The sequence below is a fragment of the Cellvibrio sp. pealriver genome, assembly GCF_001183545.1.
Classification (GTDB): Bacteria; Pseudomonadota; Gammaproteobacteria; order Pseudomonadales; family Cellvibrionaceae; genus Cellvibrio.
In genome coordinates this window covers 3,308,807-3,323,575 of record NZ_KQ236688.1, presented here as the reverse complement: position 1 = coordinate 3,323,575, position 14,769 = coordinate 3,308,807, and the positions used below count along the sequence as shown (strand labels likewise).

General features: G+C 50.0%; 15 protein-coding genes. 9 read left to right on the top strand and 6 right to left on the bottom strand.

Annotated elements, in window-relative coordinates:
* Nucleotides 1-71: 71 nt before the first annotated feature.
* From lpdA to def, 5 genes are all read right to left on the bottom strand, one after another.
* Nucleotides 72-1,490, bottom strand: a complete 1,419-nt coding sequence (gene lpdA, locus VC28_RS14415; protein WP_049631250.1) for a dihydrolipoyl dehydrogenase — start codon at nt 1,488-1,490, stop codon at nt 72-74.
* A gap of 157 nt (nt 1,491-1,647) precedes the next feature.
* Complete coding sequence (gene trkA, locus VC28_RS14410; protein WP_049631249.1) at nt 1,648-3,033, bottom strand: Trk system potassium transporter TrkA; 1,386 nt, start codon at nt 3,031-3,033, stop codon at nt 1,648-1,650.
* Nucleotides 3,034-3,144: 111 nt separating this feature from the next.
* Nucleotides 3,145-4,443: a 16S rRNA (cytosine(967)-C(5))-methyltransferase RsmB gene (rsmB, locus tag VC28_RS14405; protein WP_049631248.1), complete on the bottom strand. Its 1,299-nt coding sequence runs from the start codon at nt 4,441-4,443 to the stop codon at nt 3,145-3,147.
* A complete protein-coding gene (gene fmt / locus VC28_RS14400) occupies nt 4,437-5,408 on the bottom strand; it encodes a methionyl-tRNA formyltransferase (RefSeq protein ID WP_049631247.1) in 972 nt (323 codons plus the stop codon). The genes rsmB and fmt overlap by 7 nt, the downstream gene beginning before the upstream one ends.
* Nucleotides 5,409-5,476: 68 nt before the next feature.
* The gene (gene def / locus VC28_RS14395; RefSeq protein WP_049631246.1) at nt 5,477-5,986 is read right to left on the bottom strand and encodes a peptide deformylase; all 510 of its coding nucleotides are present in this window, start codon (nt 5,984-5,986) and stop codon (nt 5,477-5,479) included.
* A 154-nt stretch (nt 5,987-6,140) separates the two neighbouring features.
* Here def and VC28_RS14390 point away from each other — a divergent pair, with 154 nt between their 5' ends.
* The 9 genes from VC28_RS14390 (at nt 6,141) to VC28_RS19775 (ending at nt 13,825) form a co-directional block, all read left to right on the top strand.
* The gene (locus tag VC28_RS14390; RefSeq protein ID WP_053094209.1) at nt 6,141-7,199 is read left to right on the top strand and encodes a LysM peptidoglycan-binding domain-containing protein; all 1,059 of its coding nucleotides are present in this window, start codon (nt 6,141-6,143) and stop codon (nt 7,197-7,199) included.
* Nucleotides 7,200-7,252: 53 nt separating this feature from the next.
* Nucleotides 7,253-8,443 (top strand): DNA-processing protein DprA, encoded by a 1,191-nt coding sequence (gene dprA / locus VC28_RS14385; RefSeq protein ID WP_049631245.1) that lies wholly within the window; start codon nt 7,253-7,255, stop codon nt 8,441-8,443.
* A gap of 41 nt (nt 8,444-8,484) precedes the next feature.
* Entirely contained in the window at nt 8,485-9,054 is a 570-nt protein-coding gene (locus VC28_RS14380; protein WP_049631244.1) for an L-threonylcarbamoyladenylate synthase type 1 TsaC, read from the top strand.
* Nucleotides 9,055-9,195: 141 nt separating this feature from the next.
* The gene (gene hemF / locus VC28_RS14375) at nt 9,196-10,113 is read left to right on the top strand and encodes an oxygen-dependent coproporphyrinogen oxidase (protein ID WP_049631243.1); all 918 of its coding nucleotides are present in this window, start codon (nt 9,196-9,198) and stop codon (nt 10,111-10,113) included.
* 46 nt (nt 10,114-10,159) lie between these two features.
* The gene (gene aroE, locus VC28_RS14370; RefSeq protein WP_049631242.1) at nt 10,160-10,996 is read left to right on the top strand and encodes a shikimate dehydrogenase; all 837 of its coding nucleotides are present in this window, start codon (nt 10,160-10,162) and stop codon (nt 10,994-10,996) included.
* Nucleotides 10,997-11,159: 163 nt separating this feature from the next.
* Nucleotides 11,160-11,843: a type 2 periplasmic-binding domain-containing protein gene (locus VC28_RS14365; protein WP_197085536.1), complete on the top strand. Its 684-nt coding sequence runs from the start codon at nt 11,160-11,162 to the stop codon at nt 11,841-11,843.
* Nucleotides 11,844-11,866: 23 nt separating this feature from the next.
* Nucleotides 11,867-12,310 carry a YqaA family protein gene (locus tag VC28_RS14360; protein ID WP_231591777.1) on the top strand — a complete coding sequence of 148 codons (444 nt, stop codon included), beginning with the start codon at nt 11,867-11,869 and terminating at the stop codon, nt 12,308-12,310.
* 169 nt (nt 12,311-12,479) lie between these two features.
* Nucleotides 12,480-13,148 (top strand): hypothetical protein, encoded by a 669-nt coding sequence (locus tag VC28_RS14355; protein ID WP_049631239.1) that lies wholly within the window; start codon nt 12,480-12,482, stop codon nt 13,146-13,148.
* A gap of 32 nt (nt 13,149-13,180) precedes the next feature.
* Nucleotides 13,181-13,825 (top strand): hypothetical protein, encoded by a 645-nt coding sequence (locus VC28_RS19775; RefSeq protein WP_156184338.1) that lies wholly within the window; start codon nt 13,181-13,183, stop codon nt 13,823-13,825.
* A 51-nt stretch (nt 13,826-13,876) separates the two neighbouring features.
* On the opposite strand, the gene VC28_RS14350 is transcribed toward VC28_RS19775, so the two are convergent.
* Nucleotides 13,877-14,761 carry a LysR family transcriptional regulator gene (locus VC28_RS14350; protein ID WP_049631238.1) on the bottom strand — a complete coding sequence of 295 codons (885 nt, stop codon included), beginning with the start codon at nt 14,759-14,761 and terminating at the stop codon, nt 13,877-13,879.
* Between the last annotated feature and the right edge of the window lie 8 nt (nt 14,762-14,769).

The following is a 14,769-nucleotide window of genomic DNA, read 5'->3' as shown; positions in this document are numbered from 1 at the left end:
ACCCCGGGTAAGACAAAGGGAGCCTGAGGCTCCCTTTGTCTTAGTCGTTTTTGGCTACAGATAGCGTCAGATCAGGCTTTCTTTGCTTTTGGATTCGGCAAATCCGTAATGGTGCCTGCGCCCAATTCTGCCGCCAAACCGACGGATTCATGCAGGGTCGGGTGAGCGTGGATGGTCAGGGCGATGTCTTCCACACTTGCGCCAAACTCCAGCGCCAGCGTCAATTCACCCAGCAACTCACCGGCGTGGACACCCACAATCCCGGCACCGATCAAACGGTCAGTAGCAGGGTCATAAATCAGTTTGGTCTTGCCCTCGCTGCGGTCGGCAGCAATTGCACGGCCACTCGCACTCCAGGGGAATACCGCGGTTTTGAATGCAATCCCTTTTTGCTGGGCTTCTTTCTCAGTCAGGCCAACCCATGCAATCTCGGGGCTGGTGTAGGCGATAGAAGGGATCGCCATAGGTTCAAATTTGTGCGGATGGCCAGCAACACCTTCGGCAGCGGCATGGCCTTCATGAGTTGCTTTGTGGGCAAGCATGGGTTGGCCGATGATGTCGCCAATCGCATAGATGTGCGGCACATTGGTTTGCAGGTATGCGTTCACCGGGATAAAGCCGCGTTCATCCACATGCACGCCGGCTTTATCGGCACCAATCAGCTTGCCATTGGGAGTGCGGCCTACGGCGACTAGTACCGCATCGAACTCGCGCGGGGTGGCCGGGGCTTGCGCGCCGCTGAAGGCGACAGCAATGGCATCCGGTTTGGCGGTCACTGATTCTACTTTGGTGGAGAGCAGAACCTCGAAACGGTCTTTGTTGTACTTGCTGTACACCGCGACAAGGTCTTTGTCGGCAGCGGGTACCAGTTGGTCAGCAAATTCGACCACCGTCACTTTACTGCCCAGCGCTTCGTAAACGGTTGCCATTTCCAGCCCGATAATCCCGCCACCAATTACCAGCAGGCGGTTGGGTACAGAGCGCAGTTCAAGAGCGCCGGTTGAGTCAAAAATGCGAGGATCTTCGGGGATAAAGGGTAACTTCACGCTGCGTGAGCCAGCGGCGATGATCGCATGTTCGAAGTCGATCAATGTGGTTTCGCCGCCATTCACGACTTGTAATTGATGGCTGCCGGTAAAACTGCCGTGCCCTTCCACCACACGCACTTTGCGGCCTTTGGCCATAGCGCCGACACCGGATACCAATTTGCTGACCACGGAATCCTTGTAGGCGCGCACCTTATCCAGATCGTGACTGACAGCACCTATGCTCAGGCCAAGGTTATTGGCGTGTTTGGTTTCATTAATCACTTCGGCAACGTGCAGCAGTGCTTTGGAAGGAATACATCCCACGTTCAGGCAGACACCACCCAGGCTGGAGTAGCGCTCTACCAGCGTGACGTCCAAACCTAAATCGGCCGCGCGAAATGCGGCGGAATATCCGCCGGGGCCGCTGCCGAGTACAACTAATTGGGTCTTGATATTTGCCATGAGATGCTCCTGTGCAGGTGAGGTCTGTCAGTTCGTGCTAGCGATTCGTTCGATCAAAAATAAGCCGCATCATAGCGGTTGTTGGGAATATTGTGTGGCAATTGCACGCCCTGTCGGCGTGCTTTGTGCTGTAAAGAAGTTGTTCCCGGATAAGTGTCTAGAAAAAGCTGAAGCCCACCTGGAACAGCTTTTCAACATCGCGGATGTGTTTTTTCTGCAGCAGGAAAATAATCACATGGTCGCCGGATTGTACTACCACGTCGTCGTGGGCGATCACCACTTCATCGCCATCCGGCCCCTGTCGCACAATCGCACCGATGTTTGCGCCTTCAGGAAGATCGATGTCTTCCAATGCTTTGCCCACTACTTTGGATGATTTGGCGTCGCCATGAGCGATGATCTCAATCGCCTCGGCCGCGCCGCGCCGCAGTGAGTGAACATTCACTATATCGCCGCGACGCACATGCGTCAGTAGACTGCCAATCGTAGTGGTTTGCGGGGAGATGGCGATATCAATATCGCCGCCTTGAACCACATCTACATAAGCCGGGTTGTTGATCAGCGTCATCACCTTGCGTGCACCCAAGCGCTTGGCGAGCATGGATGACATGATATTGGCCTCGTCGTCATTGGTGAGCGCGAGGAACACATCGGTATCTTCAATGCTCTCTTCCATCAGCAAATCTTTATCTGACGCGCTGCCCTGAATCACAATCGCGCGTTCCAGCTGTTCAGAGAGGCGGATGGCGCGTTGCTTGTTGAACTCGATGACGCGCACGTTGTATTTGCCCTCCAGCATCTTTGCCAGGCGCAAACCGATATTCCCGCCACCGGCGATAGTCACACGTTTATAAGCGACTTCAAGGCGGCGCAGCTCACTCATGACCGCGCGGATATCGGCTTTTGCCGCGATAAAGAACACTTCGTCATCGGCCTCGATCACCGTCGTTCCGGTCGGCATTATGGCGCGATTGCGCCGGTAAATTGCCGCAACACGGGTATCGACGGAAGGCATATGTTCGCGCAAAAAACGCAATTCCTGCCCCACCAATGGCCCACCGTGATAGGCCTTGACCGCTACCAGCTGAACCTTGCCATCGGCAAAATCCACCACCTGCAAGGCACCCGGCTGTTCTATCAGGCGGAATACGTATTCCGATACCAGCTGCTCAGGACTTATGAGTACATCAATCGGAATAGCGCCGTTTTCAAACAGTTGCTGATGGGTCAGGTAGGAAGTAGCGCGTACCCGCGCGATTTTGGTGGGGGTATGGAATAAATGTTCGGCGACGGTACAGGCGATCATATTGATCTCATCGTCGCTGGTGACAGCGACCAGCATGTCAGCATCTTCCGCCCCTGCTTGCCCCAGTACATCCGGGTGGGAGGCTTCGCCGGTGACGACGCTGATATCCAGTCGGTCGCGCAGTTCGCGCAATCGCGCTTCATCGGTGTCTATCACGGTGATGTCATTCGATTCGCTCGCCAGATGTTCCGCGAGACTGCCACCCACTTGTCCGGCACCGAGAATGATAATTTTCATAGTTCGCCTGTTTTATTTTCGTATCGTCACTTTTTACTTCTGCATTGTGGCTTTTATTTCCGCAACGTTGCCCTGCACGCGGGAGCCAACAACATAATAGTCGCTATACCCTTACGCGGCCTTACGCAAACGCGCGTAGTAAAAACCGTCATGACCATCCACTTGCGGTAATAGTTGCCTGCCGCAGGGTTGCATCAAGCCCCAATCGGCATCGAGTTGGTCGCAGTTTGCATCATGGTGGCGTGTCAAAAAGGCTTCGATAACCCGCGTATTTTCTTTGGGCATAATCGAGCAAGTCGCATAGAGCAACACGCCGCCGGGCTTGAGCAATGGCCAGAGGCTTTGCAGTAACTGATGTTGCAACTGTCCCAGCCGGTCAATTTCTTCCGGGGTGCGCAGCACTTTGATATCCGGATGGCGGCGCACAATACCGGTGGCGGAACAGGGGGCATCCAGCAGTATGCGGTCAAACAACTGGCCATCCCACCAATCGGCCGGGCGAGTGCCATCACCACAGAGAATATTTGCGCTCACACCCAGGCGGGCAAGATTTTCTCGCACCCGCTGCAGGCGGCGCTCTTCTACATCAAGCGCAGTTACCTTGAGGCTGGGTTCCAGCTCCAGTAAATGACCGGTTTTTCCACCCGGTGCACAACAGGCATCCAACACCCGCAAATTTGGCGATAATTGCAGAAGATCGCCACTCAATTGCGCTGCTTCATCCTGCACGCTCAGCCAGCCCTCATTAAAATGGGGTAGTTGCCGTGGGTCGCAGGCATGTTCCAGTGTGATGCCATAAGGGCTATAAGGCGTGGGCTTGGCGTTAACCCCGGTATCTTGCAGCAGTTGGAGGTAATCGCTGCGGCTGATGTTGTGTGTATTGAGGCGCAGCGTGAAGGGCGGATGCTGGTTATTGGCGGCCATGATTTGTGTGGCTTGTTCTGGCCAGCTTTTACGGATGCTACCTTCCATCCACGCGGGATGATTGCTTTGAAAGGCGCGATTTTCGCTGAAAAAAGCAGTAATTTTGCCGCTATCGCGCTGGAAATTGCGCAAAACACCATTTACCAGATTGGTCGCCCAAGGCTTTTTGATATGGCGGGTCACCTCTACTGTCTCACCAATCGCGGCATGGTCAGGGATGCGTGTATGCAGCAATTGGTAAAGGCCAAGCAGCAGCAACGCCTGTACATCGTTGTCTTTCGCGCGCAAAGGTTTTTCTAGCAGATATTCGGTGTAGGCATGAAGCTGGGGGTGATGGCGGCAGCAGCCGAAGCAGAGTTCTTGCAGTAAAGAGCGATCATTTTCGGCAATTTTCGGCAAAATTGTTGGCAAAAGGCTTGAAAGTGAGCCGCTACCGTTCAGTATTTGCGCGATGACCTGAGCCGCGGCTGCACGCACGCTTAGCATGGAGGTTGCTCCATTTGGTCGCCCACTTTAAATAGGTCGGGATGGCCGCGCAGGATTTCAGTCACTGTCATGGCTTTCTTTCCCGGCAATTGCAATTGCTCAAGGATCAGTTGCCCCTGCGCACAGGCAATCCAAAGCCCTTGGGGGTCTATGCGGGTAATGCTGCCGGGGTTGGCCGTGTGGGTTTGGGTAGAGAATGTGGCCGCCCACACTCGAATGCGCTGGTCATCGCCTGCGCCCGCCAGTTTGGTATGGGCTACAGGAAAAGGATTAAATGCGCGCACCTTGCGCTCCAGTTCGACGGATGGCAACTGCCAGTTGAGTGCGGCCTCCTCTTTGCTGAGTTTGGGGGCGTAATTGGATTGGCTGTCGTCCTGTTTTTCCGGTGTGATGAGGCCGGATTGGATCAGATCGAGCGCTTCTAGCAGCGCTGGTGTTCCAATATGGATGAGCTTATCGTGCAGGCTTCCGCCGGTATCGTCGGGTAAAATCGGGCAAAATGCTTTTATCAGCATATCGCCTGTATCCAGCCCTACATCCATTTGCATAATCGTGACACCAGTTTCAGTATCACCCGCCTCTATCGCTCTTTGGATAGGTGCTGCGCCGCGCCAGCGCGGAAGTATCGATGCATGGACATTAATGCAGCCGAGGCGTGGCGTATCCAAAACGATTTTGGGCAGGATCAAACCATAAGCGACTACCACCATCAAATCAGCATTGAGCGATGCCAACTCAGCGACCGCTTCAGGGCTTTTGAAGTTCAGCGGTTGGTAGACGGGAATAGCATGGGCAAGCGCCACTTCCTTTACCGGACTTGCGGTCAGTTTCTTACCGCGCCCTGCCGGACGGTCTGGCTGGGAGTAAACGGCAATCACGTGATGGTGGCTGCCCAGCAGCGCCTTTAGATGTTCTGCGGCGAATTCTGGTGTACCCGCAAAGATAATACGCAAACCTTGGCTCATGGATGACCTATCGAGTTGTTTTTGCAATAAAAAAGGCGCTCATGGCGCCTTGGTTGGCAATGCGCGTATTAACGCGCCTCAGCCTTGTGTTTCTTTTCCAGCTTGGTGCGGATACGCGAGCGTTTGAATGGCGATATATGATCTACAAACAGTTTGCCATTGAGGTGGTCCAGCTCATGTTGGATACATACCGCCAGCAATCCCTGAGGCTCCATTTCAAACGGTTTGCCATCGCGATCCAGTGCTTTCACCCGGATATGGCCGGGGCGTACGACGGTTTCATAGAACCCAGGCACTGACAGGCAGCCTTCGTCGTATTCATTTAATTCCTGATCCAGCACTTCAATTTCGGGATTGATAAACACCAGTGGCTGGGATTTATCTTCACTCACGTCTATAACTACTACACGTTTATGGACGTTGATCTGCGATGCCGCCAAACCGATACCGGGAGCGTCGTACATGGTTTCAAACATGTCATCGACCAATGTGCGGATACTGTCATCCACTTCTGTGACGGGTTTGGCGACAGTACGCAGCCGTGGGTCGGGAAATTCAAGGATAGGTAACAAGGCCATAGTGTTTGTGACAAACTTCTAGTAAAAAGGTAATAACCGCTGCTAACATGATGATCGCACAGGATTTATGCGGTGCAAATGGAAACAGCATGGGCTTTAATTCATTATTATACGTCTATCTGCCCCAGGACCGAATAAAACAGGATCGGTTTCTATGAAAAAAATATTACTGGCCGTCGCTGCGGCTTCTCTCATCAGCTTTTTTTCCTGGGCTGACGATGCACTCTTAAAGACAGGTCATCCTGACGAATACACCGTCAAAAAAGGCGATACCCTGTGGGATATTTCCGGCACTTTTTTGAATAGCCCTTGGCTGTGGCCGGAGATATGGCATGTTAATCCCCATATTGAAAATCCTCATCTGATCTTCCCTGGTGATTTGATCAAGTTGATCTATCTGGATGGCCAGCCACGTTTGACTTTGGAACGCACCCTGAAAATGGTTCCCGGTGAGCGCGGTGTGAATACGAATGGTGCGATCAAACTCAGCCCAAGCATCCGTGTCCAGAATACCGAAGAAGCCATCAGTACCATTCCGCTCGATAAAATCGATGCGTTCCTGTCGCGCAGCCGTATCGTCGCCCAAGGTGAGCTTGAGGCTGCGCCTTATATGCTTGCAGGGCAACAACAACACGTGATTGTTGGCGCAGGTGATCGCGCTTACGCACGCGGCGAGTTCGATGCCAATTACGCCAATTACAGTCTGTATCGCCAAGGTCAGGTATTTAAAGATCCGGTAACCAAAGAGTTCCTCGGTGTTTATGCCCAAGGTATTGGTACGGTTGCCATATCCAAAGTCGATAACGACATAGCGACATTGGACGTCTTGCGCACCTACGAGGAAGTTCGCCCGGGTGACAAACTCCTTCCCAGTGAAGACCGCTCTGTCGATTCCATCTTTTTCCCAAGTGCCCCCGATGTTGATATCGAAGCACAAATCATTGCCGTAGAAGGTGGTGTTTCCCAAGTTGGGAAGTACAACACTGTGATTATCAATCGCGGTGAGCGTGAGGGTTTGCAGATCGGCAATGTGATGGCGATTTATAAAAAAGGTGAAGTGGTTACTGATCGCGTGAAAGGCGGCAAAATTGCTTTGCCTGATGAACGTGCTGGCCTGCTGATGGTATTCCGCACCTTCGAAAAAATGAGTTTTGCACTGGTTTTAGAGGCTGATCGCGCTTTGGCTGTTCACGATAAAGTGCGCAATCCCTGATATCCAATCCGCTGCCATTACTGGCAGCCCTCCCCAGTTCAAGGATGAACCCTATGCCCCTCTCTCCGCTTGCTGCAACCCTTTTGCTTCTGCGTCTGCCTGAATTCGGTGTTGCTGGCTACTGGCAGCTGCTGAGCCAGTTGGAATGTCCTTCACAACTAATCAATTCCCCTCCTGCTGACTTGGGTTCTTTTCTAAAACCTGCAGCCGCTGAGATGCTGAAAAATTACTTATCCAACCCTGATCGATCTGAACCGGGATGTCGGTTAGCGGCAGATTTGTCTTATCTCGAATCGCAACCCGGACTCTACTGCCTGCATTACGACGATCCGCTTTATCCACGCTTGCTGCGTGAAATTCCGCGTCCGCCACCGTTATTGTTTGTACGCGGGGAACCCGCAAGCCTTAGCCTGCCACAGTTGGCGATTGTAGGTAGCCGTAACCCCAGTGGCGGTGGCGCTGAAAATGCCGAACGTTTTGCGCACTACATGGCCGAGCGCGGGTTTGCTATCACCAGTGGTTTGGCCTTGGGAATAGATGCTGCGGCACATCGGGGTGCCCTGCGCGCCAATGGCAAAACCATTGCGGTAATGGGGACCGGAATTGATCTGATTTATCCCTCCCGTCACCGCTCCCTGGCCCAAGAAATTATCGATAGCGGTGGTGCATTGGTTAGTGAGTTTCCATTGGGGACCGCATCCCATGCCTGCAACTTTCCCCAACGCAACCGTATTATCAGCGGTTTGAGTGGAGGTACTTTGGTGGTGGAGGCTGCAGTTCAAAGCGGCTCGTTGATCACCGCATCCTACGCGTTACAGCATGACCGCGAGGTATTCGCGATCCCCGGGTCTATCCACAATCCTTTAGCGCGCGGTTGCCACCAGCTGATCCGCCAAGGGGCAACACTGGTTGAAACGGCGCAGGACATTGTTGATCAGTTAGCGGGATTGCTCAGCTATAAGCGGCAGGAAATCAAACAGCCGCTATCACAAACTGATTTTTTCGCTCTGAATGAACAGCCGCAGCCATCGATAACGCAAGACGTTATTACGCTTGATGATCCGGAAAAGCAGCTTCTGCAGGCGCTGGGCTACGATCCTCTGCCGGTCGATTTGTTGGCAGAGCGCACAGGTTTGGATATTGGCAGCTTGTCGGCGCAGCTGATTGGCTTGGAAATTAAGGGGTTAGTACAACAGGTCGGTGCTTCTTATGTGCGGACAGGTGCAGTTGAGCTGGTATCATAGCGATATTACATCGTTCTCTCTTGATAAAAGGTATCGCACCCATGATTGATTGGTCGCTGAATCCCCGCATCCAATTTGCCGCGCGCCAAATGAAACAGGGTGGTGTAGTGGCTTATCCGACCGAGGCGGTATGGGGGTTGGGTTGCAATCCGTTTGATGAAGCCGCTGTTTATGAAATCCTTGCATTAAAAGATCGCCCGATTGAAAAAGGCGTGATTCTTGTAGCTGCCAATATCGCTATGTTTGAGCCTTTTATTTGTCACCTCAATGATCTTCAGCGTCAACGGTTGAAAAATTCGTGGCCAGGGCCGCATACCTGGCTGGTGCCGAACAATGGATTGGTTCCCTACTGGATTACCGGTAAGTTCACGAGTGTGGCGCTGAGGGTGACGGACCACCCTGTTGCGGCGGGTTTGTCGCGTGCCTTTGGTGGCCCTATTGTGTCTACCTCATGTAATCCGGCCGGTCTTCCACCGGCAACCGACATCCATCAGGTGCGGCGTTATTTTGGCAGCAGCCTGGATGCGATTACCGCAGGGCATGTTGGGAAGCGAAATGCGCCCTCTGAAATCCGCGATCTATTGACGGGTGAGATCATTCGCCCAGGTTGATGGGAATCAACCATTCGTCGCAATCCAATCATGAAACCAATCGAGGTTTTCCCCTTTCATGCATGGCCGCGTAGAATGTCGGCCTTTCTTATCATGTACCCTCCTCCCGGGTATTCTCCGGCTCATTGTTAAGGAATTCTCATGACTCTTTCCCAACCGGATAAGGCTGCGGTAAAAGCCTATCTTCTCGATTTGCAAGATCGCATCTGTAACGCCCTGGCTGTGGAAGACGGTGAAGCTTCCTTTGCAGAGGACACATGGACGCGCGTGGAAGGTGGCGGTGGGCGTTCGCGCGTTATCACTAATGGTGCAGTGATTGAGAAAGGTGGCGTTAACTTTTCCCATGTACACGGAACGCAAATGCCAGCTTCAGCGACGGCGCATCGCCCTGAACTTGCCGGGCGCTCTTTTGAAGCGATGGGGGTGTCTCTGGTCATTCATCCGCATAATCCTTATGTGCCAACCAGTCATGCCAATGTACGCTTTTTTATCGCCGAAAAAGAAGGCGCAGCACCTGTGTGGTGGTTTGGTGGTGGTTATGATTTAACGCCTTACTATGGCAATGAGGAGGATGTTGTCCATTGGCACCAAACTGCCAAAAACGCCTGTGATCCACACGGCGAACATCTCTATCCCAAATTTAAAAAATGGTGCGATGAGTATTTTTATCTAAAACATCGCAACGAGGCGCGCGGGGTAGGTGGATTATTTTTTGATGACTACAACGCTGAAAGCTTTGACCATAGTTTTGCGCTGATGCGTGCAGTAGGTGACAGCTATATTCCTGCGTATTTACCGATTGTCAGCGCGCGTAAATCGATGCCATTTACTGAACGCGAGCGCGACTTCCAGCTTTATCGCCGCGGCCGCTATGTTGAATTCAATCTGGTGTATGACCGCGGCACCTTGTTTGGATTGCAAACCGGTGGTCGCACCGAATCAATTCTTATGTCGTTGCCGCCGTTGGTTCGTTGGGAATATAACTGGCAACCGGATGCAGGTAGTGCAGAAGCAGAATTGTACGAAAAATTTTTACCACATCGCGAATGGCTGAAATAAAAAATAAATAGCCTGATAACTGTTTTGTTGATTTTTTGGATAACCCATGACTGACTTATACGCCGTATTCGGCAACCCGATTAACCATAGTAAATCGCCCAGTATTCATCGCCAGTTTGCCGAGCAAACCGGTCAAGACATGCACTACACCAAACAATTGGTTAATGAAGGTGAATTCGAAAAAGCGGCACAGGAATTTTTTGAGCAAGGAGGCAAGGGTTTAAATATTACTGTGCCGTTTAAATTAAACGCGTATGCGTTTGCGCAGCAACGAACGGCTCGTGCTGAACGCGCAGGCGCGGTCAATACATTAGCACGGTTGAGCAATGGCACTATTTTGGGTGATAACACCGACGGCATAGGCATGGTGCATGACATGCACAATCTTGGCTGGGAGCTGGAAGGCAAGCGCATTTTAATTTTGGGCGCGGGTGGTGCAGTGCGTGGTGTTTTGCAGCCGTTGCTGGAGGAAAATCCCGCGCAAGTTGTCATCGCAAACAGAACCTTCGCAAAAGCAGAAGAACTTGCCAAAAACTTTCTTGATTTGGGTGATGTACAGGCCAAAACCTTTGAGCAATTGGTGGGTGAGACATTTGATATTGTCATTAACGGTACGTCGGCCAGTATGCAAGGTGAGTTGCCGCCACTGCCCGATAATTTGCTCGCAGAAAACGCTTGCTGTTACGACATGATGTACGGCGCTGAGCCCACCATTTTTTTACGTTGGGCAAAGGATTTTGGCGCAGCACATGTGGCAGACGGTTTAGGCATGCTTATTGGGCAAGCAGCGGAGGCATTTTATTTGTGGCGACAAATTCGCCCGGAAGTGGTTCCTGTCATTACCGCCATGCGCCGTCAGATTGCTGAAAAAAATAAACAGTAATCTACGCAATATGATCAAGCTCATTAATACGTTCTTTTGGTTATGCCTGTTGTGGTCCAGTGCTGTTACACACGCAGAGCCATTAAAAGTCACTGTATCGGGCGCTGCTACGACGAATATCAATGACATCTATTTTTATTACACGCAGGTGCTGAATCTGGCGTTGGAAAAAACCCGGCCTACAGATGGTGATTTTATTATTGTCTATCTGGATCATCGCGGTGGTATTGAGCGTGACCGCGCCATGTTAATTGCCAACGCCGGTATTGATGTCATGTGGGGCTCTGTCACCAAAGAGCGAGCCGAAAAGCTTCGGGTGGTTGATGTTGATTTACTCAAAAGCCTTAATAATTATCGCGCCCTTCTGATTCATAAAAACTCACAGCCTCGCTTTGATAATGTTAAAACCCTGCAAGATATGAAAATATTTTCTGCTGGATCAGGCCATTATTGGACAGATGGCCTGATCATGGATTCAAATGGGTTTAAGGTTATCTACGGCGCTAATTATGCAGGGCTGTTTAAAATGTTAAGTGCGGGACGTTTTGATTTTTTATCGCGCGGACTGCATGAAGTGAGTAGTGATATCGCCCGATTTAGTGATTTGGGGTTGGTACAAGAAAAAAATATATTGTTACAGTACGATATTCCTGTCCGATATTGTTTTTATGTTAATAAAGAGAATAAAGCATTGGCTAATCGAATTGAGCGGGGTTTAACTATTGCTCAGGCAGATGGATCGTTTGATGAGTTGTTCATGAAGATGCCTATGTTAAAAGCTGGATATTTTATTTTGCAAAATAATCAGCGAAAAATTTTCAAGATCCATAATAGCGTTGATTATTAAACGCCCCTACCAGACTGTCTTTTTTGAATGAAATTTTTATGGCATATGGCAGTCTATTTATCTCTGCGTTCATTGCAGCCACATTATTCCCTTTATCTTCTGAAGCTTTACTATTAGTACTGCTAAAGCAGCAGCACTCTGTTTTTTTATTATGGTTAGCAGCGACCAGTGGTAATACCTTGGGTTCCTGTATCAATTGGTATCTGGGAAAAGAATGTTTGCGCTGGCAAGATAAAAAATGGTTTCCAATAAAGCCTGCCCAACTTGCCCGGGCTCAAGTGCATTTCCAACGTTACGGGCTGGTTTCTCTATTTTTTTCATGGTTACCGGTGGTCGGTGATCCATTAACGTTTGTTGCAGGTGTTATGCGTGTGCGTTTTTGGCAATTTTTTGTATTGGTTGCATTCGGAAAAGCACTCAGATACGCCGCTCTAATTGGCATTACGATAGGCATCTTCAGTTTGTAGCTTTTCATTTTTATTTCACCAGTCTCGCTAAAAACATAAAAAAGCGATGGGTCGATAAGGGTTTTCATCCGAGTAAGGATGATGAAAGATAATATTGTCGCCTAAATCTGCTGAAAATTATTTTCATTCTGTTATTCTTCTTTCAACATTCAGGAAGGATGATTAGAGCATGAATAAAGTCGTTTTTACTTTTTCAATTCTTGTTTCTGCTGGGTTTGGCTATTTTATAGGCATAAATAGCGAAAAATCAGTTGATCCTGTTGCTGTAGAGGCAATTTATGAAAAAAATCTGCATATCATCTCAGTAGCTAACAATTTTCAGCAAATGTCATCTGAAAATAATTTTCACAGCATTGCATCTTCTTCCCAAAGCTCTATCCAAGCGGCAAGCATAGACCGAAACACTCAGCAGCAGGTCGATGCGGTCAAAGCCGAATATGAGTTCCAGCAGCGTTCGGAAGCGTTTACACAATGGCTAACGAATAATCAAAAGGAAAAGGCTTGGTTTGATCTGGGTGTTGAGATGCGCGGGCGGTTTGACGCAGAAGAAACGGACTACAACTGGGCGCTCGCAGAAGAATCACATATCCAATCTCTTTTTTCCCAAGCACCTGCTCTAGCGGGTGTTGCACTTAAATCTACCCGCTGTAAATCTACCCAGTGCCAAATCACTGTAAGTGTGGTGAACAGTGAACATGCAAATGAAACTGCAATGGCTATCTCCCAGGTATTGGGTAGCGAACGTGCAGCACAAGTGATTATTGATAATAACCAAATTCGGCAAGGCGAGACTATTTTATATGTCGCTCGTAACGAGAAAGGATTTGAGTTTAATTGATGGCTAAGCCAGATGTTAACTCAAGTATCTGATTGGGATATCAGATTTCATCTGTGATTTTTAGGGGATTTGTTATTGCAAGCCTTTTCAAAATCGCGAAAGGAAAAATTCAAATTAAAAAAATTGGAGATGTTATGAGAGTTATAAAAATGTTGGGTTCTGTAGCAATCAGTTTTGCGGCCTTTATTGGATTGAGTGCGAATGCACAAACGCCAGTGTCTTGTACTTGGACTGTCGTTAGTTCTTATGGACCACCAAATAATACCTATAGAAATATTGTTCGTGAATGCAGGGAGTCAAATAATGCGTTGGTTGCCACGCAAAGTTTCGTGGGTTATTCCAATGGCGATGTTCAAAATTGTGTTTTAACACCGGCTGCAAATATTACTTACACAGGTTCCTGTATGAGTCCAAGCTTTTTCAGAAATGTAGCATCTTCCAGTTCTGCACAAAGCTCCAGCACCGCCTCAAATGTATCTTCTTGCACTACCCCAGGAATGCAGGTACATGGAGGTTTTTGTGCTAACTCTGCAGATCCGGCTTTACTATCAAATCCAACCTACATAGCGAGATGTGGTGCAGGTTGTAGTTTGGAGTTTAAAAATGTGGGTTGGACGTCTCGTTGCCCAAATAGTGGTAATGGGCGTAGTCCTGAATATGGTGTTTTTTGTAAATAAAATTAAAATCCCGCTATCGAAATTGATGGCGGGATTTTATTTATGATTTAGTCAGTCCATTTTTTCACAAGCATCCACAAACCACCGCAGCGCCCTGCCTGAATTATTTTTTCGCCACGCCATGTAAAGCGGGATATTCGGGCGTGGTACGGAACATTCCAGCACAATCAAATCGCCACGTTTTATTTCATCGCTAATTACATGTTTTGGCAAAAAGCCCACGCCTACGCCGAAAATTTGCGCCTGAATTTTTGCAGCAACATTAGGTACGCGGATAATTTGTTTGCTTTCGAGCAAGCCCGATTCCCGCCCCGGTGAGGTGAGCGATGAATCTGCCATGACAATCGTAGGGAATGCGCGTATGGCGGCGGCATCGACCGGGCCTTTATGCAGGCAGAGCGGATGTTCGCGCGCGACAGCAAACACAAATTCCACTTCACCCATTAAACGATATTCAAAAATCCCTTTGGGTAAATCACCGCTCGCACCGAGCGCTAAATCACAGCGCTCGGCGATCAATGCATCCCATGTGCCGCCTAAGACTTCTTCGCTGATGGTGATGGCGACCCGTTTATCCAGTTGGTTGAATGCGTTGATCTGTTTTAGCAAGGGAGCCAGCGGCAATACGGTATCCACCGCGATGCGCAATTGGGTTTCCCAGCCGGATTCCAGTTGCTGCACCGCCTCCTCTATCGCATTGGCGGCTTGTAGCAGTTGGCGACCCTGTTCTAACAACAAGCGCCCAGCCGCAGTCAGCTGGGCTTTCTGCTTGCTGCGATCAAATAAGCTGATACCAAGATCGGATTCCAGCTTTTGGACGGTATAGGAAAGTGCCGATGGCACCTTGAACAAGGCTTCAGCAGCGGCACCGAAGCTGCCTTTACGCTCAATCGCATCCAGTACACGCAGGGCTTCCAGGGTGATGGCATGGTGCATGGCTTGGC

What these genes read in the sequence shown, in the direction of transcription:
- VC28_RS14350 (WP_049631238.1), bottom strand. Translation starts at nt 14,761, where the DNA reads ATGCACCATGCCATCACCCTGGAAGCCCTGCGTGTACTGGATGCGATT.
- lpdA (WP_049631250.1), bottom strand. Translation starts at nt 1,490, where the DNA reads ATGGCAAATATCAAGACCCAATTAGTTGTACTCGGCAGCGGCCCCGGC.
- VC28_RS14390 (WP_053094209.1), top strand. Translation starts at nt 6,141, where the DNA reads ATGAAAAAAATATTACTGGCCGTCGCTGCGGCTTCTCTCATCAGCTTT.
- VC28_RS14380 (WP_049631244.1), top strand. Translation starts at nt 8,485, where the DNA reads ATGATTGATTGGTCGCTGAATCCCCGCATCCAATTTGCCGCGCGCCAA.
- trkA (WP_049631249.1), bottom strand. Translation starts at nt 3,033, where the DNA reads ATGAAAATTATCATTCTCGGTGCCGGACAAGTGGGTGGCAGTCTCGCG.
- rsmB (WP_049631248.1), bottom strand. Translation starts at nt 4,443, where the DNA reads ATGCTAAGCGTGCGTGCAGCCGCGGCTCAGGTCATCGCGCAAATACTG.
- dprA (WP_049631245.1), top strand. Translation starts at nt 7,253, where the DNA reads ATGCCCCTCTCTCCGCTTGCTGCAACCCTTTTGCTTCTGCGTCTGCCT.
- aroE (WP_049631242.1), top strand. Translation starts at nt 10,160, where the DNA reads ATGACTGACTTATACGCCGTATTCGGCAACCCGATTAACCATAGTAAA.
- def (WP_049631246.1), bottom strand. Translation starts at nt 5,986, where the DNA reads ATGGCCTTGTTACCTATCCTTGAATTTCCCGACCCACGGCTGCGTACT.
- fmt (WP_049631247.1), bottom strand. Translation starts at nt 5,408, where the DNA reads ATGAGCCAAGGTTTGCGTATTATCTTTGCGGGTACACCAGAATTCGCC.
- VC28_RS14355 (WP_049631239.1), top strand. Translation starts at nt 12,480, where the DNA reads ATGAATAAAGTCGTTTTTACTTTTTCAATTCTTGTTTCTGCTGGGTTT.
- hemF (WP_049631243.1), top strand. Translation starts at nt 9,196, where the DNA reads ATGACTCTTTCCCAACCGGATAAGGCTGCGGTAAAAGCCTATCTTCTC.